The 25,906-nt window shown below is 63.8% G+C and carries 28 protein-coding genes; 15 read left to right on the forward strand and 13 right to left on the reverse strand.

Features of this window, described 5'->3' with window-relative positions; all coding sequences use genetic code 11:
- The first annotated feature begins 42 nt into the window (after nucleotides 1-42).
- Entirely contained in the window at nucleotides 43-969 is a 927-nt protein-coding gene (trhO, locus tag AC04SH_RS17320) for an oxygen-dependent tRNA uridine(34) hydroxylase TrhO (protein WP_488575939.1), read from the forward strand.
- A gap of 24 nt (nucleotides 970-993) precedes the next feature.
- Here trhO and AC04SH_RS17325 read toward each other — a convergent pair whose 3' ends face one another.
- Nucleotides 994-1,353, reverse strand: coding sequence for a YybH family protein (locus AC04SH_RS17325; RefSeq protein WP_488576041.1), 360 nt, complete (start codon nucleotides 1,351-1,353; stop codon nucleotides 994-996).
- A gap of 204 nt (nucleotides 1,354-1,557) precedes the next feature.
- Between AC04SH_RS17325 and AC04SH_RS17330 the strand changes: the two genes are divergently transcribed.
- Nucleotides 1,558-2,295 carry a tellurite resistance TerB family protein gene (locus AC04SH_RS17330; protein WP_352586285.1) on the forward strand — a complete coding sequence of 246 codons (738 nt, stop codon included), beginning with the start codon at nucleotides 1,558-1,560 and terminating at the stop codon, nucleotides 2,293-2,295.
- Nucleotides 2,296-2,545: 250 nt separating this feature from the next.
- Nucleotides 2,546-3,307: an SDR family oxidoreductase gene (locus AC04SH_RS17335; RefSeq protein WP_488575940.1), complete on the forward strand. Its 762-nt coding sequence runs from the start codon at nucleotides 2,546-2,548 to the stop codon at nucleotides 3,305-3,307.
- A 152-nt stretch (nucleotides 3,308-3,459) separates the two neighbouring features.
- On the opposite strand, the gene AC04SH_RS17340 is transcribed toward AC04SH_RS17335, so the two are convergent.
- Entirely contained in the window at nucleotides 3,460-4,644 is a 1,185-nt protein-coding gene (locus AC04SH_RS17340) for a pyridoxal phosphate-dependent aminotransferase (protein ID WP_488575941.1), read from the reverse strand.
- 83 nt (nucleotides 4,645-4,727) lie between these two features.
- On the opposite strand from AC04SH_RS17340, the gene AC04SH_RS17345 reads away from it, so the two are divergent.
- Genes AC04SH_RS17345 through denD form a run of 4 tightly spaced genes read left to right on the forward strand, consistent with a single transcriptional unit; the run spans nucleotide 4,728 to nucleotide 7,673 of the window.
- Nucleotides 4,728-5,414 (forward strand): GNAT family N-acetyltransferase, encoded by a 687-nt coding sequence (locus tag AC04SH_RS17345; RefSeq protein WP_488575942.1) that lies wholly within the window; start codon nucleotides 4,728-4,730, stop codon nucleotides 5,412-5,414.
- 14 nt (nucleotides 5,415-5,428) lie between these two features.
- Nucleotides 5,429-6,412, forward strand: coding sequence for a cation diffusion facilitator family transporter (locus tag AC04SH_RS17350; RefSeq protein ID WP_488575943.1), 984 nt, complete (start codon nucleotides 5,429-5,431; stop codon nucleotides 6,410-6,412).
- A gap of 58 nt (nucleotides 6,413-6,470) precedes the next feature.
- Nucleotides 6,471-6,677, forward strand: a complete 207-nt coding sequence (locus tag AC04SH_RS17355) for a hypothetical protein (protein WP_352586290.1) — start codon at nucleotides 6,471-6,473, stop codon at nucleotides 6,675-6,677.
- A gap of 12 nt (nucleotides 6,678-6,689) precedes the next feature.
- On the forward strand, nucleotides 6,690-7,673 hold the full coding sequence (denD, locus tag AC04SH_RS17360) for a D-erythronate dehydrogenase (RefSeq protein ID WP_488575944.1): 984 nt from the start codon (nucleotides 6,690-6,692) through the stop codon (nucleotides 7,671-7,673).
- Nucleotides 7,674-7,683: 10 nt separating this feature from the next.
- On the opposite strand, the gene AC04SH_RS17365 is transcribed toward denD, so the two are convergent.
- From AC04SH_RS17365 to AC04SH_RS17380, 4 genes are all read right to left on the reverse strand, one after another.
- Nucleotides 7,684-8,898 carry a nickel/cobalt transporter gene (locus AC04SH_RS17365; RefSeq protein ID WP_477233401.1) on the reverse strand — a complete coding sequence of 405 codons (1,215 nt, stop codon included), beginning with the start codon at nucleotides 8,896-8,898 and terminating at the stop codon, nucleotides 7,684-7,686.
- 8 nt (nucleotides 8,899-8,906) lie between these two features.
- On the reverse strand, nucleotides 8,907-9,575 hold the full coding sequence (locus AC04SH_RS17370) for a DUF1007 family protein (protein WP_488575945.1): 669 nt from the start codon (nucleotides 9,573-9,575) through the stop codon (nucleotides 8,907-8,909).
- 89 nt (nucleotides 9,576-9,664) lie between these two features.
- Complete coding sequence (locus tag AC04SH_RS17375; protein WP_488575946.1) at nucleotides 9,665-10,564, reverse strand: LysR family transcriptional regulator; 900 nt, start codon at nucleotides 10,562-10,564, stop codon at nucleotides 9,665-9,667.
- Between the two features lie 3 nt (nucleotides 10,565-10,567).
- Nucleotides 10,568-11,767, reverse strand: coding sequence for an amidase (locus AC04SH_RS17380; RefSeq protein ID WP_488575947.1), 1,200 nt, complete (start codon nucleotides 11,765-11,767; stop codon nucleotides 10,568-10,570).
- A 540-nt stretch (nucleotides 11,768-12,307) separates the two neighbouring features.
- On the opposite strand from AC04SH_RS17380, the gene odc2 reads away from it, so the two are divergent.
- Together odc2 and AC04SH_RS17390 are read left to right on the forward strand one after the other, a co-directional pair.
- Nucleotides 12,308-13,441 (forward strand): ornithine/lysine decarboxylase, encoded by a 1,134-nt coding sequence (gene odc2 / locus AC04SH_RS17385; RefSeq protein WP_488575948.1) that lies wholly within the window; start codon nucleotides 12,308-12,310, stop codon nucleotides 13,439-13,441.
- Nucleotides 13,442-13,584: 143 nt separating this feature from the next.
- The gene (locus AC04SH_RS17390) at nucleotides 13,585-14,253 is read left to right on the forward strand and encodes a GNAT family N-acetyltransferase (protein ID WP_488575949.1); all 669 of its coding nucleotides are present in this window, start codon (nucleotides 13,585-13,587) and stop codon (nucleotides 14,251-14,253) included.
- 111 nt (nucleotides 14,254-14,364) lie between these two features.
- On the opposite strand, the gene AC04SH_RS17395 is transcribed toward AC04SH_RS17390, so the two are convergent.
- From AC04SH_RS17395 to AC04SH_RS17410, 4 genes are all read right to left on the reverse strand, one after another.
- Nucleotides 14,365-14,649 (reverse strand): SCP2 sterol-binding domain-containing protein, encoded by a 285-nt coding sequence (locus AC04SH_RS17395; RefSeq protein ID WP_434221183.1) that lies wholly within the window; start codon nucleotides 14,647-14,649, stop codon nucleotides 14,365-14,367.
- A 193-nt stretch (nucleotides 14,650-14,842) separates the two neighbouring features.
- Nucleotides 14,843-15,391 carry a hypothetical protein gene (locus AC04SH_RS17400; protein ID WP_192254485.1) on the reverse strand — a complete coding sequence of 183 codons (549 nt, stop codon included), beginning with the start codon at nucleotides 15,389-15,391 and terminating at the stop codon, nucleotides 14,843-14,845.
- A gap of 28 nt (nucleotides 15,392-15,419) precedes the next feature.
- Complete coding sequence (locus tag AC04SH_RS17405) at nucleotides 15,420-15,836, reverse strand: hypothetical protein (protein ID WP_488575950.1); 417 nt, start codon at nucleotides 15,834-15,836, stop codon at nucleotides 15,420-15,422.
- Between the two features lie 13 nt (nucleotides 15,837-15,849).
- A complete protein-coding gene (locus AC04SH_RS17410; protein WP_488575951.1) occupies nucleotides 15,850-16,422 on the reverse strand; it encodes a rod-binding protein in 573 nt (190 codons plus the stop codon).
- A 222-nt stretch (nucleotides 16,423-16,644) separates the two neighbouring features.
- On the opposite strand from AC04SH_RS17410, the gene AC04SH_RS17415 reads away from it, so the two are divergent.
- The 3 genes from AC04SH_RS17415 (at nucleotide 16,645) to AC04SH_RS17425 (ending at nucleotide 19,457) form a co-directional block, all read left to right on the forward strand.
- Nucleotides 16,645-17,223 carry a TetR/AcrR family transcriptional regulator gene (locus tag AC04SH_RS17415; protein WP_488576042.1) on the forward strand — a complete coding sequence of 193 codons (579 nt, stop codon included), beginning with the start codon at nucleotides 16,645-16,647 and terminating at the stop codon, nucleotides 17,221-17,223.
- 46 nt (nucleotides 17,224-17,269) lie between these two features.
- Nucleotides 17,270-18,547: a beta-ketoacyl-ACP synthase II gene (fabF, locus tag AC04SH_RS17420; protein WP_488575952.1), complete on the forward strand. Its 1,278-nt coding sequence runs from the start codon at nucleotides 17,270-17,272 to the stop codon at nucleotides 18,545-18,547.
- A gap of 94 nt (nucleotides 18,548-18,641) precedes the next feature.
- Complete coding sequence (locus AC04SH_RS17425; RefSeq protein ID WP_488575953.1) at nucleotides 18,642-19,457, forward strand: oxidoreductase; 816 nt, start codon at nucleotides 18,642-18,644, stop codon at nucleotides 19,455-19,457.
- Nucleotides 19,458-19,552: 95 nt separating this feature from the next.
- Here AC04SH_RS17425 and AC04SH_RS17430 read toward each other — a convergent pair whose 3' ends face one another.
- From AC04SH_RS17430 to flhA, 3 genes are read right to left on the reverse strand one after another with little or no spacing between them, the layout of a single operon-like run.
- Nucleotides 19,553-19,936 (reverse strand): hypothetical protein, encoded by a 384-nt coding sequence (locus AC04SH_RS17430; RefSeq protein ID WP_488575954.1) that lies wholly within the window; start codon nucleotides 19,934-19,936, stop codon nucleotides 19,553-19,555.
- Nucleotide 19,937: 1 nt separating this feature from the next.
- Nucleotides 19,938-20,690: a flagellar biosynthetic protein FliR gene (gene fliR / locus AC04SH_RS17435; RefSeq protein WP_477233061.1), complete on the reverse strand. Its 753-nt coding sequence runs from the start codon at nucleotides 20,688-20,690 to the stop codon at nucleotides 19,938-19,940.
- Entirely contained in the window at nucleotides 20,687-22,774 is a 2,088-nt protein-coding gene (flhA, locus tag AC04SH_RS17440) for a flagellar biosynthesis protein FlhA (protein WP_192254471.1), read from the reverse strand. Before flhA ends, fliR begins: the two co-directional genes overlap by 4 nt.
- Nucleotides 22,775-22,895: 121 nt before the next feature.
- Between flhA and AC04SH_RS17445 the strand changes: the two genes are divergently transcribed.
- The 3 genes from AC04SH_RS17445 (at nucleotide 22,896) to AC04SH_RS17455 (ending at nucleotide 25,871) form a co-directional block, all read left to right on the forward strand.
- On the forward strand, nucleotides 22,896-23,195 hold the full coding sequence (locus tag AC04SH_RS17445; protein WP_477233060.1) for a putative quinol monooxygenase: 300 nt from the start codon (nucleotides 22,896-22,898) through the stop codon (nucleotides 23,193-23,195).
- Between the two features lie 197 nt (nucleotides 23,196-23,392).
- Entirely contained in the window at nucleotides 23,393-25,126 is a 1,734-nt protein-coding gene (locus AC04SH_RS17450) for a chloride channel protein (protein WP_488576043.1), read from the forward strand.
- A 91-nt stretch (nucleotides 25,127-25,217) separates the two neighbouring features.
- Nucleotides 25,218-25,871 (forward strand): helix-turn-helix domain-containing protein, encoded by a 654-nt coding sequence (locus AC04SH_RS17455; protein WP_488575955.1) that lies wholly within the window; start codon nucleotides 25,218-25,220, stop codon nucleotides 25,869-25,871.
- Nucleotides 25,872-25,906 lie beyond the last annotated feature (35 nt).

Raw genomic sequence — 25,906 nt, forward strand, 5'->3', positions numbered from 1 at the left:
TCTGCCTTGAATCCGCTTTGACCACGGTTTAGTGGCTTGGCGATGACCAACCATGAACCTGTGCGCGTCGTCGCACTTTATAAATTTGCCCGTCTGGGCGACTTCGAGGCGCTGCGCGTTCTGCGGACGCCCCTTGCCGCCTTCTGCTGCGGCCGTGGCATCAAGGGCACGCTGCTCCTGGCGCAGGAAGGCATCAACGGCACGGTCGCCGGCTCGGAGGCCGATATTGCCGACCTGATCGCTTATCTCGAGTCCACCGAAGGCCTCGCCGATCTTGAGGTCAAATACAGCAATGCCGCCGAGATGCCGTTCCATCGCATGAAGGTACGGCTTAAGCGCGAGATCGTCACCATGGGCGTCGAGGATATCGATCCGGCGACGAGCGCCGGCACCTATGTCGCGCCGGCCGACTGGAACGCACTGATCTCGGATGCCGACACCATCGTCATCGACACCCGCAACACTTACGAGGTCTCGATCGGCACCTTCGAGGGCGCCATCGATCCGCGCACGTCGAGCTTTCGCGAATTCCCGGCCTGGGTCGAAAAACATCGCGACCAACTCGACGGCCGCAAGGTTGCGATGTTCTGTACCGGCGGCATACGCTGCGAAAAGGCGACGGCCTATGTGAAGTCGCTCGGCTTCGAAGACGTGTTCCATCTCAAGGGCGGCATCCTGAGATATCTCGAAGAGGTGCCGGCCGAAGACAGCCTGTGGCAAGGCGAGTGTTTTGTCTTCGACGAGCGAGTCTCTGTCTCGCATGGTCTCGCCGAGGGCGATGCAGAACTCTGCCGCGCCTGCCGGCATCCGCTGACGCCGGAGGACCGACTGTCGCCTCACTACGCTACCGGCGTCTCCTGCCCACACTGCTACGAGGCCCGCTCCGACGAAGACCGCGCCCGCTACGCCGAGCGCCAGCGCCAGGTCGAACTGGCGCAAGCGCAAGGCAGGGAGCATATCGGCAGCTAGCGTCGGGGCAACGGCCTGGCTGTATCACCACGCGACGGAATAGCGGTCGATCACCCACAGCCATGTGCCGTCGCTCTGTCGGCGTGCGACCTCCGAAGTCACCGTGCCATCGGGAAGCCGGGTCGAGGTCAGCGCCAGGTCGCCGTTGATGGCCGCCGGGCGCTGCTCGCCGCGCTGGAATTTTTGCCCACTCGCGGCAAAGGCTTCGAACAGAGTACGGATGGCTTCTCGACCGCGCGTCAATTCCACCTCGCCGCTTTCGATCACGGCGCCCGGCTCGAACAGCGCCACCATACCGTCAATATCTCCCACCCATTGCCGGTCGATCAGCAGGCGCTCGAGATCCTGCGGGTCGCGCGCCGGCTCACGCTCTGATCCTTCCATCACGACAGTTCCTCCCTCGTCAGAAGGCGGGGACACTAACGCAACCCCCTGTCCATTTCGACACATCGCAATCCGATTTTCCGCAAGGCCGCATTGCTGGCAAAGCGCCTGTCCGTCATTGTAATGTCAACAAGCGGGACCTACGTCTGCAACGTCCAAAACCCGCCCGTCCGTGTTTGGTGCGGGCCTTTTTCTGGAGGCACTATGTTCGACCCCAAGAAGCTTCTCGACGACCTGCTCGGCTCGCAAGTCCCCGGCACCACCGGCACCGTCCGCGACAAGGCAGGACAGGCCGTGCAGATGGCCAAGGACAATCCACTGGCCGCCGGTGCGCTGGCCGCGGTGCTGCTTGGGACCGGCACAGGACGCCAGGTGACGGGCACCGCCATAAAGCTCGGCGGACTGGCTGCGATCGGCGGTCTCGCTTACAAGGCGTACCAGAACTACAAGGCCGGCAATGCCCCCGAGCAGGCGCCGGCCGCCGGCCAGCCGGAATTGCTGCCGCCGCCCGCCGACACGGGCTTCCATCCTTCGCAGGCGCCGCAAGGCGAGGACGAGTTCACGCTGACCCTGGTGCGGGCGATGATCTCGGCGGCCAAGGCCGATGGTCATATCGACGACGAGGAACGCGAAAAGATCGCCGGCAAACTCAAGCTCGCCGGCGTCGGTTCCGATGCCGAAAAATTCCTGTTGGCCGAGCTGGACAGCCCGCTCGACCTCGACACGCTGGTCGCCGGCGCCAAGACCGATGAGCAGAGGCTCGAGCTGTACACGGCGTCGCGGCTGACCATCGATCCCGATACGCGCGCCGAACGCGGCTATCTCGACCTCCTCGCCGGCCGGCTCGGCCTGCCGGACGCGCTGGTCGACCATGTCGAGGCAACGGTGTCGGCGGCCAAGGTGCCGGCCCCGGCCGGGACCGCGCCGAACCCGCGCTGGTAGGCAGTACGACCGAGTCTGGAAAATGCATTAACGTCTCGTTTACCGAGGAAGCGCATGATTCTAGCAGTCGGATCGGCTTTTCCTCCTCCCAAGCCCGGTTCAGATCAGGGCGGTCGCCAATGACCGCCCTTTTTGTTCGGCCGATCACAGGTTGTTCGGCTTGCCATGATCCCCATCATTTGCGATGCCTCGGTGCATTCGGATGCATCCCGATTTGTGCCGGGGATGCGCGGCGCGCAGGAGCAAAATCATGACGGCCCTCACAGAGAAAACCGCCATCGTCACCGGCGCCGGCACCGGCATCGGCAAGAGCGTCGCCACGGCGCTGCTCAAGGCGGGCTGGAACACCGTGTTCTGTGGTCGCCGCAAACAGGTGCTCGACGCCGCGATCGCTGAAGCCGGCAAGACGGACGCCAAGGCGCTGGCGGTCGCCTGCGACATCAGCAAGGCCAATCAGGTGGACGATCTGTTCGAGACGGTGGCGGCTGCTTTCGGGCGCGTCGACCTGCTCTTCAACAATGCCGGCATGAGCTACAAGTCGACACCGATCGACGAGATCCCGGTCGAAGTCTGGAACGACATTGTCGGCGTCAATCTCACCGGATCGTTCCTGTGCGCCCGCGCCGCCTTCGGCGCCATGCGCAGACAAAAACCGATGGGTGGCCGCATCATCAACAACGGCTCGGTCTCGGCCTATGCGCCACGGCCAGGTTCTGTCCCTTACACCGCGACCAAGCACGCCATAACGGGCCTGACCAAGACCCTGGCGCTCGATGGCCGGCCCTATGACATCGCCTGCGGCCAGATCGACATCGGCAACGCGCTGACCGACATGGCGCAAGCGATGACCGTCGGCGTGCCGCAGGCCAACGGCTCGATCGCCGCCGAAGCGGTGATGGACGTCCAGCGCGTCGCCGACGCTGTCGTCCACATGGCCAGCCTGCCGCTCGACGCCAATGTGCTGTTCATGACGGTGATGGCGACGAAGATGCCGTTTGTGGGCAGGGGGTAGCACGCCCCCTCACCCGGATTGCCAACCGAATTGCGAAGGGCAATTCGGGGCAATCCGACCTCTCCCCGAGGGGAGAGGAGGGCGCTGGCGATTGTGCCCGTCTCTTCTCCCCAGCGGGGAGAAGGTGGCCGCGAAGCGGCCGGATGAGGGGGTCACTTCTTCAGAAACGCCTCGATCCGCTCCAGCGCGCGCAAGATGTTTTCTTCGGAATTGGCGTAGGAGAGCCTGATATAGCCTTCGCCGAGAATGCCGAAATCGGGGCCGCCGATCAGCGCGACGCCGGCATCCTCGAGCAGTGCCGAGGCGAGCTTCTTCGCCTTCCAGCCGGTGTTCGAGACATTGGGGAAGGCGTAGAAGGCGCCCTTGGGCGTGATGCAGGAGACGCCGGGCAAAGCGTTCAGCCCCTCGACCACGATCTTCCTGCGGTTGTCGAAGGCGCGCATCATCTTGTCGACATCGTCCTGCGGGCCGTCGATGGCCGCGATGCCGGCGAACTGGCTGGGCGCGTTGACGCAGGACCAGCAATTGACCGCCAGCTTGCGCACCTTGTCGTAGAGATGGGCGCCCTTGTCACCGTTCGGCCAGATCGACCAGCCCATGCGCCAGCCTGTCATCGCCCAGGTCTTCGACCAGCCGTTGAGCACGATCAGCCGGTCGCGAATTTCCGGGAAATTGAGCAGCGAGAAATGCGCCTCGCCGTCATAGGTCATGACGTCGTAGATCTCGTCGGAGAGGATGGCGACCTGCGGGTGCTTCTCCAGTCCCTTGACCAACTTCTCGATCTCGGCGCGCGGGGTGACGCCGCCGGTCGGGTTGGCTGGCGAGTTGAGGATCAGGAGCCTGGTCTTCGAGGTGATCAGCGCCAGCGTCTCCTCAGCCGAGAAGGCAAAGCCGTTCTCCTCGCGGATCGGCACGGGAATGGGTGCAGCGCCGGTGAATTCGATCATCGAGCGGTAGATCGGGAAGCCGGGATCGGGATAGAGGATTTCGGCGCCGGGTTCGCCGAACATCAGGATGGCCGCGAACATGGTCGGCTTGCCGCCGGGCAGGATCATCACATTCTCGGCCGAGACCTCGACGCCGGTGGTGGTCAGTGTGCGCCGCACCACCGCCTCGCGCGTCGCCAACAGGCCGTTGGCCGGGGTATAGCCGTGGTGGCCGTCGCGCAGCGCCTTGATCGCTGCTTCGACAATGTGCTGCGGCGTTTTGAAGTCGGGCTGGCCAATGCCGAGATTGACGATGTCGCGGCCTTGTTGCGCCAGCGCCGTCGCCCTCGCGAGCACGGCAAAGGCGTTTTCCTCGCCGAGGCGGTCGAAGGCCGAAATCGTGTGGAGCATTTTTCCTGTCCGTGTGGTTCTTACTGTTGGGTCGCGTTTTTGTGAGCGTCTGCTCACAAAAGTCAAACGGATTGGAGTTTTACGTGTCTGAAAATCTCAAAGACTGGCAAGCGCGTCCGCGACCCGAGCGCAAGCCTATCGAAGGAAGCTACGTCCGGCTTGAGCCGCTCAGCGCCGAAAAGCATGGCGACGGCCTCTACGAAGCGTCATCCGTGCCCGACATCGACGGCCGCTTTGCCTGGCTGCCCGATTATCCGCCGCAAACCCGCGCCGATTTCCAGCCTTGGCTGGACAAGGTCGAGAAGAGCGAAGATCCGCTGTTCTTCACCGTCATCGACAAGGCCAGCGGCAAGGTCGCCGGACGCCAGACATTGATGCGCATCGATCCCGCCTATGGGGTCATCGAGATCGGCAACATCTATTGGGGGCCGCTGATTTCGCGCAAGCCGGCGGCGACCGAAGCGCAGTTCCTGTTCATGAAATACATTTTCGACGAGCTCGGCTATCGCCGCTACGAGTGGAAATGCAACAACCGCAACGAGCCGTCGAAGCGCGCGGCGGAACGGTTCGGCTTCAAGTTCGAGGGCATTTTCCGCCAGCATCTTGTGGTCAAGGGCGAAAACCGCGATACCGCGTGGTACTCGATTGTCGACAAGGAATGGCCGGCGCTTCGCAAAGCCTATGAGGCCTGGCTCGATCCGGCCAATTTCGATGGCGAAGGCCGGCAGAAGCGGCGGCTCGAGGATTTCCGCGCCGAGTTCGGCGCGTAGCAGGAGTTTAGGCGATGGCGCACAGCCATGATCACGGTTCGCATGCTGGACACAGCCACGGCGCCGGTCATGTGCATGGCTCGACCGACAAGAAGCGTGTGCTGATCGCGGCTTGCCTGACCGCCGGCTTCATGGTCGCCGAAGTGCTGGGCGGCCTGCTGACGGGATCGCTGGCGCTGCTGGCCGATGCCGGTCATATGCTCGCCGACTCCATCGCGCTCGGCCTTGCCTGGTATGCCTTCCATCTCGCAGGACGACCAGCGACCGTGCGTCTCACCTACGGCTTCGGCCGGGTCAAGACGCTGGTCGCCTACACCAACGGCATCGCCATCTTCGCCATCGCGTTGTGGATCATCTACGAGGCCTGGGGCCGCCTGATGACGCCGGCGCCAGTGCTGGGCGGGCCGATGCTGGTGGTGGCGATCGCCGGCCTTCTGGTCAACATCGCTTCCTTCTTCGTGCTGCATGGCGGCGATCGCGACAGCCTCAACATGCGCGGCGCCATCCTGCATGTGCTGGGCGACCTGCTCGGCTCGGCGGCGGCGATCGTGGCGGCGCTGGTTATCCTGGCGACCGGCTGGACGCCGATCGATCCGATCCTGTCGGTGCTGGTCTCGGTGCTGATCCTGTCCACCGCCTGGTCGCTGATGCGCGAAGCCGCCCACGTCCTGCTCGAAGGCGTGCCGGCGAGCCTCGACCGCGACCTCATTGCCAAGGACATTGCCGGCACCGTCAAGGGCGTGCGCGAGGTGCACCACATGCATGTCTGGTCGCTGGATGGCTCGAGCAACATGGCGACGCTGCATGCCTGCCTCAACGATGGCGTCGACCCGCATCAGGCGGTCAGCGCCATCAAGAAGCGGCTCGCCGCAGAGCACGGCATCAGCCACGCCACCGTCGAGCCGGAATTCGGCCAGTGCGCCGACAGCCATGACGAGCACGATCACGATCATGACCACGGCCATGGTGCGCCAGCGCATCACGGCCATTATCACTGACAGGGAATTTCATGGCTTTGGCATCCAAGTTGACGAGCACCCGTGACGGCAGGACGGCATGATGGATCGCGACAACAGAAACGCGCTGATTGCCGCAGCCTGGATCATGCTGCTGTTCGGCATCGCGGCGTTCTACCTGCCGACGGTGATGCTGGCGCTCGGCAATGTCTCGACGGTTCTTGCCGGCATCGTCGGCATCGGCTTCGTGCTGGCATTCTTTCTGGTGTTCTGGCTGCGCAGCCGCAGCCAGAACAAAGGCAAATAAGAGGCTTTCGACATGCGTATCCTGATTACTGGCGCGGCCGGCATGGTCGGCCGCAAGCTTATCGCCCGGCTGGCCAAGGACGGCACGCTCAACGGCCGCAAGATCACGGCGCTCGACCTGCACGATATCGTGCCGCCGCAGGCGCCGGCGATGGAGGGTGTGAGCATCGCCACGCATACCGGTGACCTTGCCGATGCCGGTGCCGCCGAAAGCCTGGTCGCTTCACGCCCCGACGTGATGTTCCATCTCGCCGGTATCGTGTCGGGCGAGGCGGAAGCCAATTTCGATCTCGGCTACCGCGTCAACCTCGATGGCACCAGGGCGCTGTTCGACGCCGTGCGGCTGGCAGGCTTTGCACCACGCCTCGTCTTTACCTCGTCGATCGCGGTGTTCGGCGCGCCGTTCCCGGATGTCATCCCTGATGACTTCCACCCGACGCCGCTGACCTCCTATGGCACCCAGAAGCAGATGAGCGAGGCGCTGCTGGCCGACTATTCCAGGCGCGGCTTCTTCGACGGCATCGGCATCCGGCTGCCGACCATCTGCGTGCGGCCCGGCAAGCCGAACAAGGCGGCTTCGGGCTTCTTCTCGGGCATCATTCGCGAGCCGCTCGCCGGGCAGGAGGCGATCCTGCCGGTGCCGCGTTCGGTGCTGCACACCCATGCCAGCCCGCGCTCGGCGGTGAATTTCCTGATCCATGCCGCGGGGATCGATGGTGCCGCCGTCGGGCCGCGCCGCAATCTGACCATGCCCGGCGTTGCCGTCACCGTCGGCGAGCAGATCGAGGCGCTGGAGCGCATTGCCGGCGCCGAGGTGGTGAAGCTGATCCGTGAGGAGCCCGACGAAACGATCTGGGCGATCGTCAAGGGCTGGCCGACGCGCTTCGAGGCACGGCGTTCAAGAGACCTCGGCTTCAGCGCCGAAAAGAGCTTTGATGAAATTATCCGTGCCCATATCGAGGATGAATTGGGCGGCAAGATAGCGGGTCAGGGCTGACCCGTTAGCGTCAAACGCTGCCGGTCAGGCTCGCCGACAGGAGCAATAGTCCGAACAGGAAGACGAAGGCGGCGCCGCCGATCTCGACGAAGGTGTGGATGCGGTTGCCCATGCGGCCGTCGCCGGCGAAATAGACCGCCCAGTTCTTGGCGGTGACGGCAATGGTCGCCAGCGCCGAGACGGTGATGGCGGTGCCGAGCGACATCGCCAGCACCGACAGCAGGCCGCCGAGCCAGAGGCCGTTGAGCAGCGCGAAGCTGAGCACGATCAGCGCTCCGGAGCAGGGGCGGATGCCGACAGCGGCCACCGCCGACCACGCCGTGCGCCAGTCGAAGCGGTCGCCCGACAGCAGCGCCGGATCGGGCGCATGCGAATGGCCGCACGTATCGCAGACCTCGCCCGCCGCATGATCATGATGAGTATGGTCGTGATGCGCATGATCGTGGTGAGCGTGGTCGTGATGGGAATGATCATGGTGGGAATGATCGTGTCCGGCATGATCGTGGGCGCTGTGATCGTGAGGGTGATCGTGCGCGGCATGATCGTGATGGGCGTGAAGCGCATGCCCATGCGCCGCATGGCTGTGGGCGGCATGCGAGTGGCCGGCGTGAGAATGGCCATGGGAATGGCCGGCATGCGCCGCCGACAGGCTGTAGGCGGGCGCCTTGCCGAACCAGCGCAGGACCGTTGGCCCGAGCTTGCGCCACAACAGCCAGGCGCCGAACAGCGTGACGAAGATGTAGCTCATGATTTCCATGAACCAGGCCGCGTCGGTCATCGAGATGGCGGTGCCGCGCAGGACGAAATAGGCAAGCAGCATCACCACGACCGCGGTCAGGCCCTGCAGCAGCGCCGAGACGAAGGACAACAGGATGCCGCGCTTGAGCGCCACTTCATTGGCGACCATGTAGGACGAGATCACCGCCTTGCCGTGCCCGGGGCCGGCGGCGTGGAAAATGCCGTAGGCGAAGGACAGGCCGATCAGCAGCCACATCTTGCTGCCGTCCTCGCGCATCGCCTTCATCGCTGTCGCCAGCGCGCGGTAAAATTCCTGCTGCCTGAGATTGATCCACATCAGGATGTGGGCGAACAGTCCGGTGGTCGGCGCCATGCCGTCATTGACGCCGATGCCGAGCGAACTCTGGGCGTGGGCCTGCCCGAGAAAGTGCGTCATCACCAGGGCAGCGGCCACGAGGCCGAATGCCAAACGCAGGGACGGTTTCATCACCGGATCTATCCTTCTGGCGGGCAGTTCAGTTCGAGCTTGGTGGCGAAGATCTTGCTCATGTCGGTGCCTGTCGGGTCGTTGAAGAAGGCTTCCGTCAAGGTCTTCTGGTTTTCCTTGATCGCCTCGTCCGGATCGGGCCGGATGACCTTGCTGGTGCAGTTCGACGGCAGGCCTTCGACGGTGATGTTCGAATCCTCGGTGAAATCGATCGCCGTGTAGAAGGTCGGATCGTAGACACCGAAATCGATCTTGCCGGCGAGCTTGATCGGCTCTTTCGGTTCGGATTCGAACAGGATGATCAGCTGGTCATTGTCGAAATTGGCCATCAAATGCGGCGGCGGCGTCATCGGCACGTCCTTGCCGTTGACGGTGACGAGCTGGAAATAGTTGAACTCGGCCAGCGAGGCATGGACGGTGTCGGCGACATCCTTCAGCTCCTTGTCGTCAAGCTTCAGGTCGGAGTTCTTGTCGAACTCCATCATCACCGTACTCGAAAACAAATCGTCGAAGCGCCAGAGGTGGCGCAGCGCTTTCACACTTTGGTGATCCGGCGAGAGGATCACGTCGAGGCGGGCCTCGGCAAAGACGTGAGGATGCGCCGCAGCCGCTCCGACGGTGGCAAAAGGCGCCGCCAAGGCCGAAGCCAGCATGATTGCGTGCTGTTTCAAGTGCATTCTCGGTCGCTGTTCCATCGGCCTCGGAGAGATTTCGAGAGGTTACCAGAAAGCGGGCGAAATTGGGACCGCGACACAGCTAAGACAGGTCAGGCCCCTTCGCGCGTCTTGAACCACTGCACCAGGAAATCGACAAAAACGCGAACCTTGGCCGGCAGATAGCGGCGGTGGGGGTAGACAGCGAAAATGCCGCTGCCCGACTGGATGCGGTCGTCGAGCAAAGAAACCAGCCGGCCGGAGGCGAGGTCAGGGGCGGCGATGAAATCGGGCAGGATGGTGAAGCCCAGGCCCGACACGGCTCCAGCACGTGCGGCCATCGGACTGTTGACCTCGATCGGCCCCGACACATTGACGCTGACCGACTCTTCGCCCTCGCCCTTGAAGCGCCAGTTGGCGAGCGAACGGCCATTGGTATCGACGATGCAGGGCATGTTGGCGAGATCCTGCGGGCGCGTCGGCTTGCCGTGCTTGGCGATCAGTTCCGGCGATGCGCACAGCCTGACCGAGAATGGCCCCAGGCGCCGAGCGATCAGCGACGAGTTCTCCAGCCGCGAGATGCGCACGGCAAGATCGAAACCTTCTTCGACCAGATCGACGAAACGGTCGTCGAGATGGATGTCGAGCACGATGTCGGGATGCTGCTTGGCGAAGTCGATCAGCGACTGGCCGATCGGCGCATCGGCAAAGGTGCGTGCCGCCGACAGCTTGATCCTGCCGCGCACGTCGCCGGAGGATTCGCGTACCGCGTCGGCCAGGCTGTCGACCTCGCGCACGATTTCCGAAGCGCGGCTGTAATAGGTGTGTCCGGCCTCGGTCATCGAGAACTGGCGCGTGGTGCGGTTGAGCAGCAGCGCGCCGAGTTCGTCCTCGAGTTCGCGCACATATTTCGACAGCAGCGCCTTGGAGCGGCCGATCTTGCGCGCAGCGGCGGAAAAGCCTTCGGCCTCGACGACGTCGATGAAGGCGCGCATGCGGGTCAGTGTGTCCATGGATCAGGCCTTTCGTGCCGTATCGAGAAGCCGCCGGCCGAGCCGTATCAGGGCAATGTCGCTGCCGGGAGGGCCGAGAAGCGAGAGGCCGAAAGGGGCGCCGTCGACCGAGCCCAGCGGCAGGGTGATTTGCGGAAAGCCGGAAAGACCCGAAAGACACAGAAGATGCAAGGCCCTTTCGCGGTAGGCCTGAAGCTGCTGCGGCTCGCTTTTGACGAGAGGGGCGGGACCCGGAACGGTGGGCAGGACCAGAAACCCGTCCTGGCCGAGCAGGGCGGCAAGCTCGGAGCGGAAGGTCAGGCGGCGCACCGCCTCGGCCTGCGCCGTCTTTGCGTCGATCGTCCGGCCAAAGCCAAAGCGCTCCTCGACGCCCGGCCCGAGACGGCGCTCGCCCGACACGATCCAGGCGCCGTGCTGGTTCCAGGCCTCGAATGCCTGCAGCCGGCGAAAGCACCAGTAGAGCTCGTCGGGGAAGGAAGCGAAGACGTATTCCACCTGCTCCGGTTCACCGACCACAGTGGCCGCCATTGCTCTCATCCTGGCATATTCGGCTGCCTCGGCCGGACCGGCGGCGAAGGCGTCCAGCCAGCGGATCGAAAGCGGCCGGTTGAGCGGATGCTGATGCGGGTCGCGGCCGAGCAGCAATTTGCCGATCGTCTCATAGGTTTCGATGTCGTCGGCGAACCAACCGAACGTGTCGAAGCTCGGCGCCAGCTTCATGGTGCCTTCGAGCGAAATGCGGCCATGCGTGGTGCGCAGCCCGATCAGCCCGCAAAAGCTCGCCGGCGCGCGGATCGAGCCGCCGGTGTCGGAGCCAGTGGCGATGTCGGCAAGCTTGCCCGCCACTGCCGCCGCCGACCCGGAGGACGATCCGCCGGTGACGCGATCGGGCGCCGCCGGGTTCACCGGAAAGGGAAAATGCGCGTTCTGGCCCATCAGCGAGAAGGCGAGCTCGTCGGTCTGCGTCTTGCCGATGAAGCGCGCGCCGGCATCGAGAATCATCTGCACGGCCGGTGCGGTGCTGGAGGCTGCGTGCGCTTCGGCAAACTTCACCAGATTGCCGCAGCCGGTGCGGTAGCCCGCGACATCGTAAATGTCCTTCACAGCCAGGCGCAGCCCGGCCAGGGGGCCCAGTTCCGCATTGGCGACCGGCATTCGACGCAGATTGAGGAAGGCGTTGAGCGGGCCGTGCGTGCCTGTCATCGTTCGATATCCGGATACGGTTGGCGCAGCATTGTTCGATGCCAGAAATTTTACAACCTGGGATACGATTTTTATTGATTGTGAAATCTTTCGATCTTATATCGCGCTTGCCCAAAGTCGCACGTGCCTGTGGGTGTCCGCCGATCCTCGAATGGTGAGGGAAATCGGTAAGGTAACTGGAGCCAACCCCTCCAGTCGGTCTAGCGGCCAACCGCCAGCCCGAGGACACCTTGAAGCAACGACGGTGCGGGCCTTTCTGGTGTTCTGCCGGTCGTCCAAAGACCGGGGTTACTGAAGAGGCACACCTTCATTGCCGGCAGTGCGGACGGGTCTCCCATCCAAGCCAAGGCAGACAAAGCGAACCGAGGCCGGGCAAGGCCAAGGTTCACCGCCGCGAGACGGCGTTTCATGGTTCCGGGGTCTCCACCGGCTGGTTCCATGATTTGACGTCCCGCCTTTGTCCACCGCGCGTTCGCGAGGCCGACAGCCCGCGTCCCGCAGCCTTATTGCGCGCCGCAAGGCGTTTATGGAGAGACCCCGATGGCCACCCAGCGCATCCTTGACTTCCTCGCCACCCGACGTCCGTCCGGCCCCTGCCTCGTCGTCGACCTCGATGTCGTGCGCGACAATTTCCGCGCCTTCGAGAAGGCGCTGCCCGATTCCAAGATCTACTATGCGGTGAAAGCAAACCCGGCGCCGGAAATCCTGCGCCTCCTTGCTGCGATGGGCTCGTCCTTTGACACCGCTTCCGTTGCCGAAGTCGAGATGGCGATGGATGCCGGTGCGCCGGCGGACCGCATCTCCTTCGGCAACACCATCAAGAAGGAGCGTGACATTGCACGCGCCTACCAGCTCGGCATCCGGCTGTTCGCGGTCGATTGCGTCGAGGAAGTCGACAAGATCGCTCGCGTCGCTCCCGGCGCGCGCGTGTTTTGTCGCGTGCTGACCGATGGCGAAGGCGCCGAATGGCCGCTGTCGCGCAAGTTCGGCTGCGTGCCGGCGATGGCCGTCGACGTGCTGCGCCATGCCAAGACGCTCGGCCTCGACGCCTATGGCGTGTCGTTCCATGTCGGTTCGCAGCAGACCGACCTGACGGCCTGGGACCGTGCGCTGGGCGACGCCAAGAAGGTGTTCGCCACGCTCGCCGACGAAGGCATTGTGTTGAAGATGGTCAATATGGGCGGCGGTTTCCCGACGCGCTACCTGCGTGACGTGCCGGCCGCCCAGGCCTATGGCCAGGCGATCTTCTCGGCACTGCGCAAGTACTTCGGCAACGCCATTCCGGAGACCATCATCGAGCCGGGCCGCGGCATGGTCGGCAATGCCGGCGTCATCAAGTCGGAAGTCGTGCTGATCTCCAAGAAGGCCGACAACGACAATGTGCGCTGGGTGTTCCTCGACATCGGCAAGTTCGGCGGTCTGGCCGAGACGATGGACGAGGCGATCCGCTACCCGCTCGTCACCCGCCATGACGGTTCGGAGACGGCGCCTTGCGTGCTCGCCGGCCCGACCTGCGATTCGGCCGACGTGATGTACGAAAAGACGCCGTATCCGCTGCCGCTGTCGCTGACCATCGGCGACGAGGTGCTGATCGAAGGCACCGGCGCCTACACGACCACCTATTCGGCGGTCGCGTTCAACGGCTTCGAGCCTCTCCGATCCTACGTGATCTGACGGTTCGAAAGATCATCCCGGGTGGGCGTTTGTCGCCCACTTGGGTTCGCCTGTGGAACAAGCTCCGCTCGTGAAGGATCGCGGAAATGGACGTTGCAAATTACATTGACGGTGCCGTGGGGATCTCCCCCCTTGAGGGGGAGATGGCCGGCAGGCCAGAGGGGGTCGTCTCGGCTGCCTCGGCCTCGCTTGGGCTAAAGGGCGTTGGCGCTTCTCGCGCGGCGACCCCCTCTGTCGCCTTCGGCGACATCTCCCCCTCAAGGGGGGAGAGTGTCCGCGCCATTGTCATCGTCGCTGAAACTGCGGCCGACATTGCATCGCGCGAAGCCTTGCTGGACGATGCTATGGGGCCAATGCGGCGCAAGAAATCGTCGGAGAAACTGCGGCGCGGCCGCAGGCCGTCCGAAGGCCTGGCCTTTGTCGCGCGCGATGCGTCGGGCGCTGTCATGGGCACTGTGCGGTTGTGGGATGTGAGGCTGGGCGAGGGTGGTCCGGCAGCGCTCCTGCTCGGCCCGCTTGCCGTCGACCCGGCGCTGAAGAATGCCGGCATCGGCTCGGCGCTGATGCGCCTTGCGCTGGCGGAAGCCGCGCGTCTCGGCCATGCCGCGGTGCTGCTGGTCGGCGATGCGCCCTATTACGGTCGTTTCGGCTTTTCGGCCGATAAAACCGGCGCGCTGGCGATGCCCGGTCCGTACGAGCGGCACCGCCTGCTGGCGCTGGAACTGGTCGAGGGCGCACTCGACGGTGCGCATGGCACGCTGAAGGCTGCCGGGCGCAAGCTGAAGGCGCTGCCGCTGACCTTCGCGGCGTAAGCCCTCGGCTTTCCGAGGCGCAAAGCCTTCGGCTTTGCACGGTGTAAAGAGCCAGGGCTCGACAAAACAAAACGCCGCCTGACGGGCGGCGTTTTGTTTTTTGCGAAGGGATCAGCCGAGCAGCTGGCTGAGCGCCATGGCGACCGTCATGTCACCTTCGACCTTTATCTTGCCGGACATGAACGCCATGGTCGGGTTGAGGTCGCCGGCGATCAGCGAATCCAGATCGTCGAGCGACAGCTTGACGGTGCAGTCGGTCGGAGCGTCGGTGGTCGAGACGGTTGCGCCGTCGATGACGATGACGCCGTCGCTGCCGGTATCGAACTTCACCGAATGTTCGAACCCGGCGCTCGCCACGCGCGACTTGATCTTCTCGGCAATCTCCTGAACGCCCATGCTGTTCTCCTCGTCTCGTTGCGTTTTGCCACACGTCAGTGCCGGCCTCTGCCGAAGTCGCTCTCTCGCGCGTGCCGCGATCCTGGTCGCTTGGCGCATATAGCTTCGAGTTGACGTAAACGTCAACGCGGTGCGTCATCTCGTTTCAGTCGGAAGGGATAAAGGCGAAGGGAACATCCCTCCTGCGGCGGGGTCAGTGCTCCGCGGCCGGTTTGGCCGGCTCGCCCTGGGCCGATTCCGCCGCGGCCGGTTCGGTCGGTGTGGCCGGGTCCTTGCGGCGACGCATGGCGTTGTCGCGGATCTCGTCCTTGGTCAGGAAGTTGACCTGGTCGATCAGCACTTCGTGCACAAGGTCGGCACCGACGCGGGCATTGACGGTGTCGCGTATGGCCTTGCGGAAGGCATCGAGATCGATGGTTTCCTTCTTGGTGAAGTCGATCTGCGGGTTGGAATAGAGATAGGAATAGACCTGATCGGTCATCAGCGCTTCGGCCGGGATCGACATCTTCTTTATCTCGGCCGGCTCGACCGTGTAGACGAGCTTGGTGAGGAAATAGCCGTCGATCTTGGAATTGCGGATCAGCGGCACCGAGATGATGTCGGTCTTGACGTAGTCGAGACCGCCCAGCATCGGCTTCGGCGTCTCGCCGACACCGCGCTCGCCGGCCGCCTGGAACGAATAGAACACGGCGCCCAGCGTGGCTGCACAAATCCAGATCGCGGCGGCGATGAATTTGATCACCGGCTGTTCCCGCCTGTTGCCGAGATCATCAGCTCGCCCATCCGAATTCGCCGGCCGAGTAGGTGCCGTCGGCTTCGGCGTGCTGGATGGCGTTCTTCAACAGCGTAGCGACCTCGTTGACCGCGTTGAGGTGGGCGAGGATCGCGGCCTCGTTCTTCGCGAGTTTCTGGCGCAGCCGCGCCAGGCTGTCGCGGTGCTCTTCCAGGAATTCGATCTCGTTGGCGCCCTTCATGGCGCGGGTCAGCTCGTAGAGGTAGCGGCTCTTGCGGGCGTTCGAGGCCTTGAGGTCATAGCTTGTGTCGTTCTTCAGACCCGCCGTCTCTTCCTCGACCGCCTCCTCGATGCGGCCGATGATGGCGGCAAGGTTGCCCGGCCGTGCAAACGGGATCGGCGCCTCGGAAGTACGTGCCGGCAGGTTGGAAGAGAATTTTGAAAAATCGGCCATTGAAAATCCTGGTCTAGATCTTGATGTCGGTTTTGATGGTCGTCTCGTCGCCGGTCATCGACCGTGCGGCCTTGCGTTGCAATTCCTCGACCAGCGAGGTGGAGAGCCGGGTCTGCTGGTCGATCTCGGTCTTGTGCGGCCCGGTTGACACCGGGCCGATCGGCACGGTGCGCTTGCCGTCCTTGTAATGGTCGGCCAGCAGCGACTTGGCGATGCCGATGCCGCCGCGCTCGGCCATGACGTCGGCGACGCGCTCTGCCAGCTGCGATTTCCACATGTCGCCCGCCAGCCCCTTGCCGTAGACGCCCTCGGTGTCCTTGGGCAGCATGTTTTGGATGAAGGTCTGCAGGACCATCGCCTCGAACTTCTTGAACTTGTTGGCGGGATCGGCACCTGCTGCGGCCTTGTCGGCCGGGGCGCGCGACAGGATCGAGCCGGCATCGACGGAAGCCGCCATGTCAACAGAGAAGGCACCGCCAACGCCGTTGGCCCGCTTGGTGAGCGCGGCACGGGCAGCCTCGATATCCGTCGGGTCGACGGCTCGGGCAACATCGAGAACGATGTCACTGGGTGGAGAAATCGCCAAGAAGTCCGCCTCTTTGCCGGGTTTCCTGAGCGACCATGCCGCAACAAGCTTGTGGCAGGCTTGCGCGGAATGCAGGCCTGTTGGCAGCCTGAAGTGGTCGTCGTCCAGTTCCTCCGTCGAAACCTCATAGCAGTCGGCTTAATCGCTTGAGTCTCAATAGATTGCGCTCACACTCTATATGAGGTATAGATTATGAACGCAATCTAAGAAACGGAGATGACGATGCGCGTGAGTCGGGCCCAAGCTGCGGAAAACCGCCAAGCCGTGATCAATGTGGCAAGCCGTCTTTTTCGGGAGCGAGGCTTTGACGGCATCGGCCTTAAGGATCTGATGAAGGGTGCCGGACTGACCCAAGGCGCCTTTTACAAGCAATTCGAGTCAAAGGACGACTTGGCTGCGCAGGCATCCAGGCGGGCGATGGAGAGTGCCACCCACCGATGGTCGGCCGCAACAGCAGCAAACCCTGAGAATCCGCTCGACGCAGTGATGTCGTTCTATCTCAGCATGGAGCATCGCGAAGAAAAGATGGACGGCTGCCCGGTCGTTGCACTCGGCTCGGATGCTGCCAGACAGGGTGCCGACGTGAAGGCGTCATTCGAAGCCGGGATCAAGGAGTACCTTGAGATGCTCGGCAGTTGGGTTGGCGAGGCCGACGGCGACGGGGCCGGCGGCAAGGCCATGGCCATTCTCTCGACAATGGTCGGCGCGGTGCTGCTCTCACGGGTCGTCAACGACCCGGGCCTCGCGCAGGCTTTTCTGGATGCGGCGATCGATCAGGTTCGCAAAGCAGTCACCGCTTGAACGGTGTGGACAGCGCTGTCGGCGCACCCAAGTGATAGGAGAATAGATGCGACGGATTGTGGTTACAGGCATGGGGGCGGTCACGCCCCTTGCTGCCGATGTTGAAGCGTCCTGGTCGCGTCTCCTGGCCGGCCGCTCGGGCATCCGGAGGCTTCCGGACGATGTGGTGGGCGACCTGCCCGCGAAGGTCGGCGGGGTGGTGCCCTCCATAGAAGAAGATCCGGACGCTGGTTTCGATCCGGATGCCGTCCTGCCGCCGAAGGATCAGCGCAAGGTAGATCGGTTCATTCTCTTTGCGCTGGCGGCGGCGGAAGAGGCGCTTGTGCAGGCAAAATGGAAGCCGGGTTCGGAAACGGATCGCCTGCGCACGGCCACGATCATCGCTTCAGGGATCGGCGGATTTCCCGCCATCACCGAGGCGGTGCGCACCGTCGACCTGCGTGGCGTCCGCCGCCTGTCGCCCTTTACGGTGCCGTCCTTCCTGGTGAATCTTGCTGCAGGCCACATCTCGATCCGCCATGGCTTCAAAGGCCCACTCGGCGCGCCGGTGACGGCGTGCGCGGCCGGCATCCAGGCGATCGGCGATGCGGCTCGTCTTATTCGCGCCAATGAAGCCGATATTGCCGTGTGCGGCGGGACGGAAGCATGCATGAATATCGTCAGCCTCGGTGGGTTTGCCGCGGCACGCTCTCTTTCGACCTCCTTTAATCACCGTCCTGATGAGGCCTCCCGACCGTTCGACAAGTCGCGCGACGGCTTCGTCATGGGCGAAGGAGCCGGCATGCTGGTCATCGAGGAATTGAGGCATGCGCTGGCGCGCGGCGCAAAACCGCTCGCCGAGCTTGTCGGCTACGGGACGACCGCGGATGCTCACCACGTCACTTCTGGTCCTGAGGACGGCGACGGTGCGCGCCGAGCCATGGAGATCGCAATTGCGCAAGCAGAGATTTCGCCGCGCGAGGTTCGTCATCTCAATGCGCATGCGACCTCCACGCCAGTAGGCGACCTGGGTGAGATCGAGGCAATCAAGAGCGTGTTCGGGCGCGATTACGCGATAGCAGTCAGCGCAACGAAATCGGCGACCGGACACCTGCTGGGCGCGGCTGGCGGGCTTGGTGCCATCTTCGCGATCCGGGCGCTCAGGGATCAGGTCGCCCCGCCGACCCTCAATCTGGGCGCGGCCGATCCGGCCGGCGACGGAATCGACTTCGTCGCAAACGAGCCCAGGCCAGTGGAGATGGAGTACGCGATCTCCAATGGATTCGGCTTTGGCGGCGTGAATGCCAGCGCCTTGTTCAGGCGCTGGAACCACCCGGTAGCCTGACGCGAGCGCCAGAGGCAGTCATGACTGACGCCCTTTGCTCCGGCCTTTCATGCTTCCCCGACTCCGATCCAACGCAAAGAAGGAAATGATTTCCATGAACAAGGCCAATCCTGGCGTCGCCCTCGTCACAGGGGCATCCTCCGGCATCGGGCGCGCAACAGCCAACACCCTACGGAACGCCGGCTTTCACGTATTCGGAACCAGCCGTCGCACGGCCTCCAAACAATCCGACGGCGTTACCATGCTGACCTGCGACGTGACCGACGACGCGTCCGTTGCGAAAATGGTCGATGACGTTCTGGCCAACACCGGACGCATCGACCTGCTTGTCAACAATGCCGGCATGGGTCTGTTTGGCGGCGCGGAGGAGTCCTCAATCGCGCAGGCTCAGGCGCTGTTCGAAGTGAATGTCTTCGGCGTTTTCCGCGTGACCAACGCAATCCTGCCGGCAATGCGACGCCAAGGGAAGGGCAGAATCGTTAATTTGAGTTCGGTCCAGGGGTTCATCCCGGCGCCCTATTTCGCGCTTTACGCGTCGACCAAACATGCCGTCGAGGGTTATTCCGAATCGCTCGATCACGAATTGCGACCGTTCGGCATTCGCGTTTCGTTGGTCGAGCCCGCCTATACCCGGACATCATTCGAGGACAATCTCGCCGCGCCCGATCAGTTGCTTGATATCTATGACTCCGCGCGCGCCGGCATGACTACAACTGTTCGGAAAGCGATGGAAAAAGGCGACGCGCCCGAAGTGGTAGCCAAGACCATTTTGGCCGCTGCGATCGATCCCGCTCCGAAGAAACGCTATGCGGCGGGCAAAATGGCGCGCCAGGTCAGTCTCCTGCGCCGTTTCGTCCCCGCGTCCGCATTCGACAAAAGCCTGCGAAAGCAGCTCGGGCTGCCGGTCTGACGAAAAGACATTAAGATCGCGCAGGCCCAAAGGGTATCGAGCGCCAGTCTGCGTGGTAAAGGCTGGTTTCGGGTCAAAAGCAAAAACTCTCGCCGCTACTCCTGCCCCCGCTTCTGGGCGATCAGATCGAGCCGGTCGCGGTCGGAGCGTTCGCGTTCGTCCTGGCGGCGCACGTCCTTGTAGGCGCGCTCGACCATGTTGGTGCGCGCCGTCGCGGTGGCGATCAGCCCGACCTCCTGCCTGGCGCTTTCCAGGCTCGCTTCCTGCCGGACCAGCGCATTGGCGATGCGGCGATGGTAAAGGTCGGGAAACAGCACAGCCATCGACTGGTCGGTGTCGAAATGCTGGACAAGTTCCTTGGCCTCGGTCTCGGCCGATGCCGCCGCCGCCAGGAAACTCGCGTGGCGAGTCTCGTGCAGGGCCTTGAGCTGCTCCTGCACCTTGACCAGTTTCTTCAGCCGTTCCTTGCGCGTGGTCATCTCACCTCGCCAGCGTCAGGTCGACGAAGCCGTCGACGAACAGCGACAGCATGGTGCCGATGGCGAAATAGAAGATGATCATGCCGCCGGCGATGACGAAGGGAAGCGAGATGAAATAGACCGGAATCTGCGGCGTCAGCTTGTTGACGAAGCCGATCGTCAGGTTGACCAGAATGGCATAGGCGACGAACGGGCTGCCGAGCCGGAGCACCAGGAAGAAGGCGTCCGACACCGTGTCGGTGACATCGACCAGGGCTGCCTGCGGGTTGAAGAACACGTTGACCGGCGCCACCGTGTAGGAAGCGACCAGCGCGCGGATGATCTCGTGGTCGAAATCGAAAACGAAGAGCAGCAGCAGCGCCGAGAACGAGATGATGGCGGCGAGCGCCGCCTGCGGCTCCGGCTCCTCGATGGCCGGCCCGCCGGTGCCGCCATAACCGATCAGCATGGCGATGGCCGAGCCCATGAAGCGCAGGGCCTCCATGTAGAGCCTGGTCATGGCGCCGATCAGCCCGCCGACCAAAAGTTCCGAAATGATCATCGGTGCCAGCACCTGCGGACGCGCATCGACGAAGGGAAAGATCTTGTCCCACAGGAAGGCGAGCAGGCCGCCGGTGGCGGCGATCGACACGAACAGCCGGACCTGGACCGGCACGCGCGCGCTGGACAGGCCCGGCATCAGCATGAAGCAGGCGCCGATGCGGCAGAAGGCGAGGAAGGCGGCGATGACGACGCCTTGCGACAGTATGTTCACGAGATCGTCCCGAGCACCTTGATCTCGACGCCCTTGGCGATTTCGACATGGGAGAGCACCGGCAGGGTGGTGAACAGGCGCTCGATGATCATCCGCACATAGGGCCGCGCATCGGGCGCGGTGACGAGGACAAAACGCTCGCCGGCCTCGAGATGTTTGCGGATCGCCTTGGTGGCGTCCTGGCCGAATTCCTCGAGCTGGCGCGGGTCGATGTCGAATTCGCGCACCTCGCCCTTGGCGTCGCGCTTGAGGCTCTGGTGGAAGGCGAGGTCCCAGCGGTTGCCGAGGCGCAGCACCTTGAGCATGCCGCCTTCGGAGAGATCGCCGCAAATCTGCTGGGCCATGCGGATGCGGACATGCTCGACGATCTGCTCGGTGCGGCGCACATGCGGCGCGATCTCGGCGATGGCCTCGATGATCAGGTGCAGATTGCGGATCGAGACGCGCTCGGCGAGCAGCAGTTTCAGCACCGCCTGCAGGCCGGGATAGGAGATGTGCGAGGTGCAGATCTCGTCGGCGAGCTTGCGGTATTCCGGATCCTGGCGTTCGAGCAGCGCCTTCATGTCCTTGTAGGACAAAAGCTGCGGCAGGTTGTTGCGGATCACCTCGGACAGATGCGTGAGCAGCACCGACATGTTGTCGGCAAAAGTGTAGTTCTCGCGCTTCAGATCCTCGGCGAAGGTTTCGAGCACCGAAAAGGCGCGCATGCCGAAAGCCGGCTCGCGGATCTCCTCACCGGGAACGTCGGGCAGATCGCGGGTGCCGAGCAGCACCATGATCTCGCCGACGCGCATCTGGTATTCGGCGACGACGGTGCCATGGACCTTGATCTGGTAGCTCTTCGGCGGGATGCCGAAATCGTCGGCGACACGCACTTCCGGCACGACGAAACCGTATTGGGTGGCGAACTTCTTGCGCATCTTGGCCATGCGGAACACCAGTTCCTGATGCGACACCAGCAGCCTTGTCGACAGCTGCTTGCCTATCAGAAGCTCGATCTCGGCGGTGGTGAGCGAGGCCTTGACCGAGTTCTTCTCCTCCTCGACCTTGTTCGCTTTCTCCTGATCCTTGAGTGCTTCGACGGCGGCAGCCTCACGGTTGGCGCGCATCGGGATGACGTAGCCGAGGCCGGCCATGCCGGCGGCCAGCGTGAAGAACGGGAAGAACGGCAGGCCGGGCATCAGGCCGAGCAGGACCAGCAGCGAGGCCGCGACATAGAGTGCGCGCGGATGGGCGCCGAGCTGGCCGAACACCGCCTGGTTGGTGGAACCACGGGTGCCGCCCTTGGACACAAGCAGGCCGGCGGCGAGCGAGACGATGAGGGCCGGGATTTGGGTGACGAGGCCGTCGCCGACCGAAAGCTTGATGAACACGTCGGCGGCTTCGCCCATGCCCATGCCGTGCCTGATATAGCCGATAGCGATGCCGCCGACGATGTTGATGGCGGTGATGATGAGGCCGGCAATGGCGTCGCCGCGCACGAACTTCGAAGCGCCGTCCATCGAGCCGAAGAAGGACGATTCTTCCTCCAGTTCGCGGCGGCGCAACTGCGCCGTCTTGTCGTCGATCATGCCGGCGGACAGATCGGCGTCGATCGACATCTGCTTGCCGGGGATGGCGTCGAGAGTGAAGCGGGCGCCGACTTCGGCGATACGGGTGGCGCCCTTGGTGATGACGATGAAGTTGACCACGATCAGGATCATGAAGACGATCAGGCCGATGACGAAGTCGCTAGCCATCACCAGTTTGGAAAAGCCGGCGATGACATAGCCGGCGGCATGCGTTCCCTCATTGCCATGCGACAGGATCATGCGCGTGGTGGCGATGTTGAGGGATAGCCGCAGCATGGTGGCGATGAGCAGCACGGTCGGGAACGACGAGAAATCGAGCGGCCGCTGGATCCACAGCGCCACCATTAGGATAAGCACCGACAGCGCGATCGAGAAGGCGAGGCCGATGTCGATGAGGAAGGCCGGGATCGGCAGGAACAGCACGGCCAGAATGATGACGATGCCGATGGCGAAGAAGACATCGCGGCCGTTCTTGGCCACTGTTCCCGTCGCTAAGCTTTCGCTGATCGCCATAACGTCCCCGAGCCATGAACTGCCCGAAAGCAGGGCAGCCCTTCGAGCCTAGCCGGCCAAGCTTGCGCGAGGGTGGGAGACTGGCTACTGCCGGCAGGTCATAGGCTTGAGGAGAAAAAATATGCTGGTGATCATCGGCACTATCCGCCTGCCGGCGGAACGGCTCGACGAGGCAAGGCCGGCCATGCAGCGCATGATCTCGGCCAGCCGCGCCGAGCCGGGCTGTATCGACTATTCCTATGCGCAGGATGTGCTCGACGCCGGGCTCATCCATGTCACGGAGGTGTGGAGCGACAGGGCCGCACTTGACGCGCATTTCCGCTCGCCGCACATCGCCGACTGGCGGGCGAGCTGGGCAGCACTCGGCATAGGCGAGCGCAACCTCATGCTTTATGAGGCCGGCGAGCCCAAGCCGACCTGATCGCTCAGCGGCAGTCTTCGTCGATATCGTCCCGATCACCGTAGCGCCAAAATGGCGCCACAAGCAGTCGGCATTGCGATTGCCACGCAATGCCGCCGGGCGTAACAGGCACGGCAGCTTTCATCCCTCGCACATCGGCGAGCTGCCTCGTGTCCGCCATAAGCCACCGCCAAGTCTATGCCCGCCGCTTGCGCGCGGTGCTGATCCGATCGATCCCGCTGCTCGAAGCGCGCGGCATCGTCATCGTTGCCCTGGCCGGCGTCGTCGGGGTGATCTCGGCGGTGCTGGTCACCGGCATGAGCGAGGCCGTGCAAGGCCTGCATTTCCTTTTGTTTGGCGTCCAACCCGGCGGCCGGCTGTCGGGGATGTTTTCCCTGCAAAGCCCGTTCCAGGCGCTGATTCCGGCGATCGGCGGCATCCTGCTCGGCCTGACGGTGATCTGGCTGCGAAAGCGGAAATTCCGCACCCCGGTCGACCCGATTGAGGCCAATGCGCTGTACGGCGGACGCATGTCGCTTACCGACACCTTCATCATCGCCGGGCAGACGATGATCTCCAGCGGCTTCGGCGCTTCGGTCGGCCTGGAGGCCGGCTACACGCAGGTCGGCTCCGGCCTGGCGTCGCGGCTGGCGCGTGCGCTGCGGCTGCGCCGCAACGATGTGCGCATCCTGGTCGGCTGTGGCGCGGCCGGCGCCATCGCCGCTGCCTTCGATGCACCGCTGACCGGCGCCTTTTATGGCTTCGAGCTGATCATCGGCATCTATTCGGTCGCCAATGTCGCGCCGGTGATGACTGCCGCAATCTGCGCCTCGCTGACCGCCGAGATGTTCGGCGTCGTGCCGTTTCCGATGGAACTCTCCGGCCTGCCGGAACTGACCGCCAGCCAGTATCTGCCGTTCCTGCTGCTCGGGCTGCTGGGCGGTGCGGCCTCCATCGCCATCATGCATCTGGTCAGCCTGGTCGAGCGCGGCTTCGCGCGTCTGTCGATCGACGGTTCGCTGCGCCCGGTCATCGGCGGCGTCGCCGTCGGGATGCTCGGGCTGATCACGCCGCAGGTGCTGTCCTCAGGCCATGGCGCGCTGCATCGCGAATTCGCGATGAATTACGGGCTCGCGGTCGTCGCCAGCGTCTTCGTGCTGAAGCTCGCGGCGTCCGCGATCTCGCTCGGCTCGGGCTTTCGCGGCGGCCTGTTCTTCGCCTCGCTTTTCCTCGGCGCGCTGCTCGGCAAGGCCTTCGCGGGCGTGATGGCCATCATTTCGCCGGCGACCGGCATCGACCCTTCCGTCGCTGCCGTCGTCGGCATGACGTCGCTTGCTGTCGGCGTCGTCGGCGGACCGCTGACGATGACATTCCTGGCGCTGGAATCGACTCGCGACCTGACGTTGACCGGCGTCGTGCTGGCGGCCTCGCTGATGGCGGCGATCCTGGTGCGCGAAACCTTCGGCTACTCCTTCTCGACCTGGCGTTTCCATCTGCGCGGCGAGACCATCCGCAGCGCCCACGATGTCGGCTGGATGCGCAACCTGACGGTCGGAAAAATGATGCGCCAGGATGTTCGCACCGTCGATGCCGCAAAGACGCTTGCCGCGTTTCGCAAGGACGTGCCGCTGGGTTCGGCGCAGCGCGTTATCGCCGTCGATGAAGACCAGCATTATGCCGGCGTGCTGATTGTCGCCGAACTGCATAGCGACCCGTCCGACGGCGAGACGCCGGTGTTGGCGCTGGCCAAATTCACGGATGCGGTGCTGGTGCCGACCATGAACGTCCAGTCCGCCGCCGAAACCTTTCAGCGCGCCGGCGCCGAGGAACTGGCCGTGGTCGAGGATTTCGACAACCGCGTCGTGCTCGGCCTGCTCACCGAAAGCCATCTGATGCGGCGCTATGCCGAAGAACTCGACAAGGCGCGGCGCGACCTGTCGGGCGAGGAGTAGGCCTCAGCCGGCATCTCAAAATCTCCCCGACTCAGCGCTTGCCAGCTGTACAGTGTCACTGTACAAGCTGTTCAGTGGGAGAAAAGACGGGATGAGTAGCAACCAGGCTCCGGCCGAGAGTCGCGTCGCCTCGACAGCGACACATGCCCATCAGATGCTGGGCCGGCGGCTGAAGAGCCTGCGCCTCGGACGCCGGCTTTCCCTGCGTGAACTCGCCGAGATGACCGGAACCAGCGCCAGCTTCATCAGCCAGCTCGAACGCGGCCTGACCGGTGCCAGCACCGCTTCGCTCAACCAGATGGCCTCGGCGCTGGGGGTTAGCGTGGCGATGCTGTTCGAGGACAGCGCGGCCGGACAGCATGGCGTGCTACGGCGCAGCGAGCGTCCGAGCCTGCCGCCCAGCGATGGCTGCCGCAAGATGCTGCTCTCGCGTCCCCCCTTGAGCGACATGGAAGTCTATATCGGCGAGTTCGAAATCGGCGGTTCGACCGGCTCCGATCAATACACGCATGGCGACGCGCACGAGATGCTGGTGGTGCTGCGCGGCGTCGTCGAGGTCTCGCTTGGCGAGGCGCGTCACGTGCTCGAAGAGGGCGACAGCGTCGAATACACCACCGCTACCCCGCATCGCACCGAGAACATCGGCAGTGGCCGAGCCGAGGTGATGTGGATCATCGCGCCGCCGACTTCGGTGCGCGCCGAACTCGATCAATACACGGCCTGGAAACCGCTCGCAGCCAGGTAGGTTCATGCCATGCGGGTCACAAATGGGAGAATGAC

This window comes from Mesorhizobium sp. CNPSo 4688 (assembly GCF_057784295.1).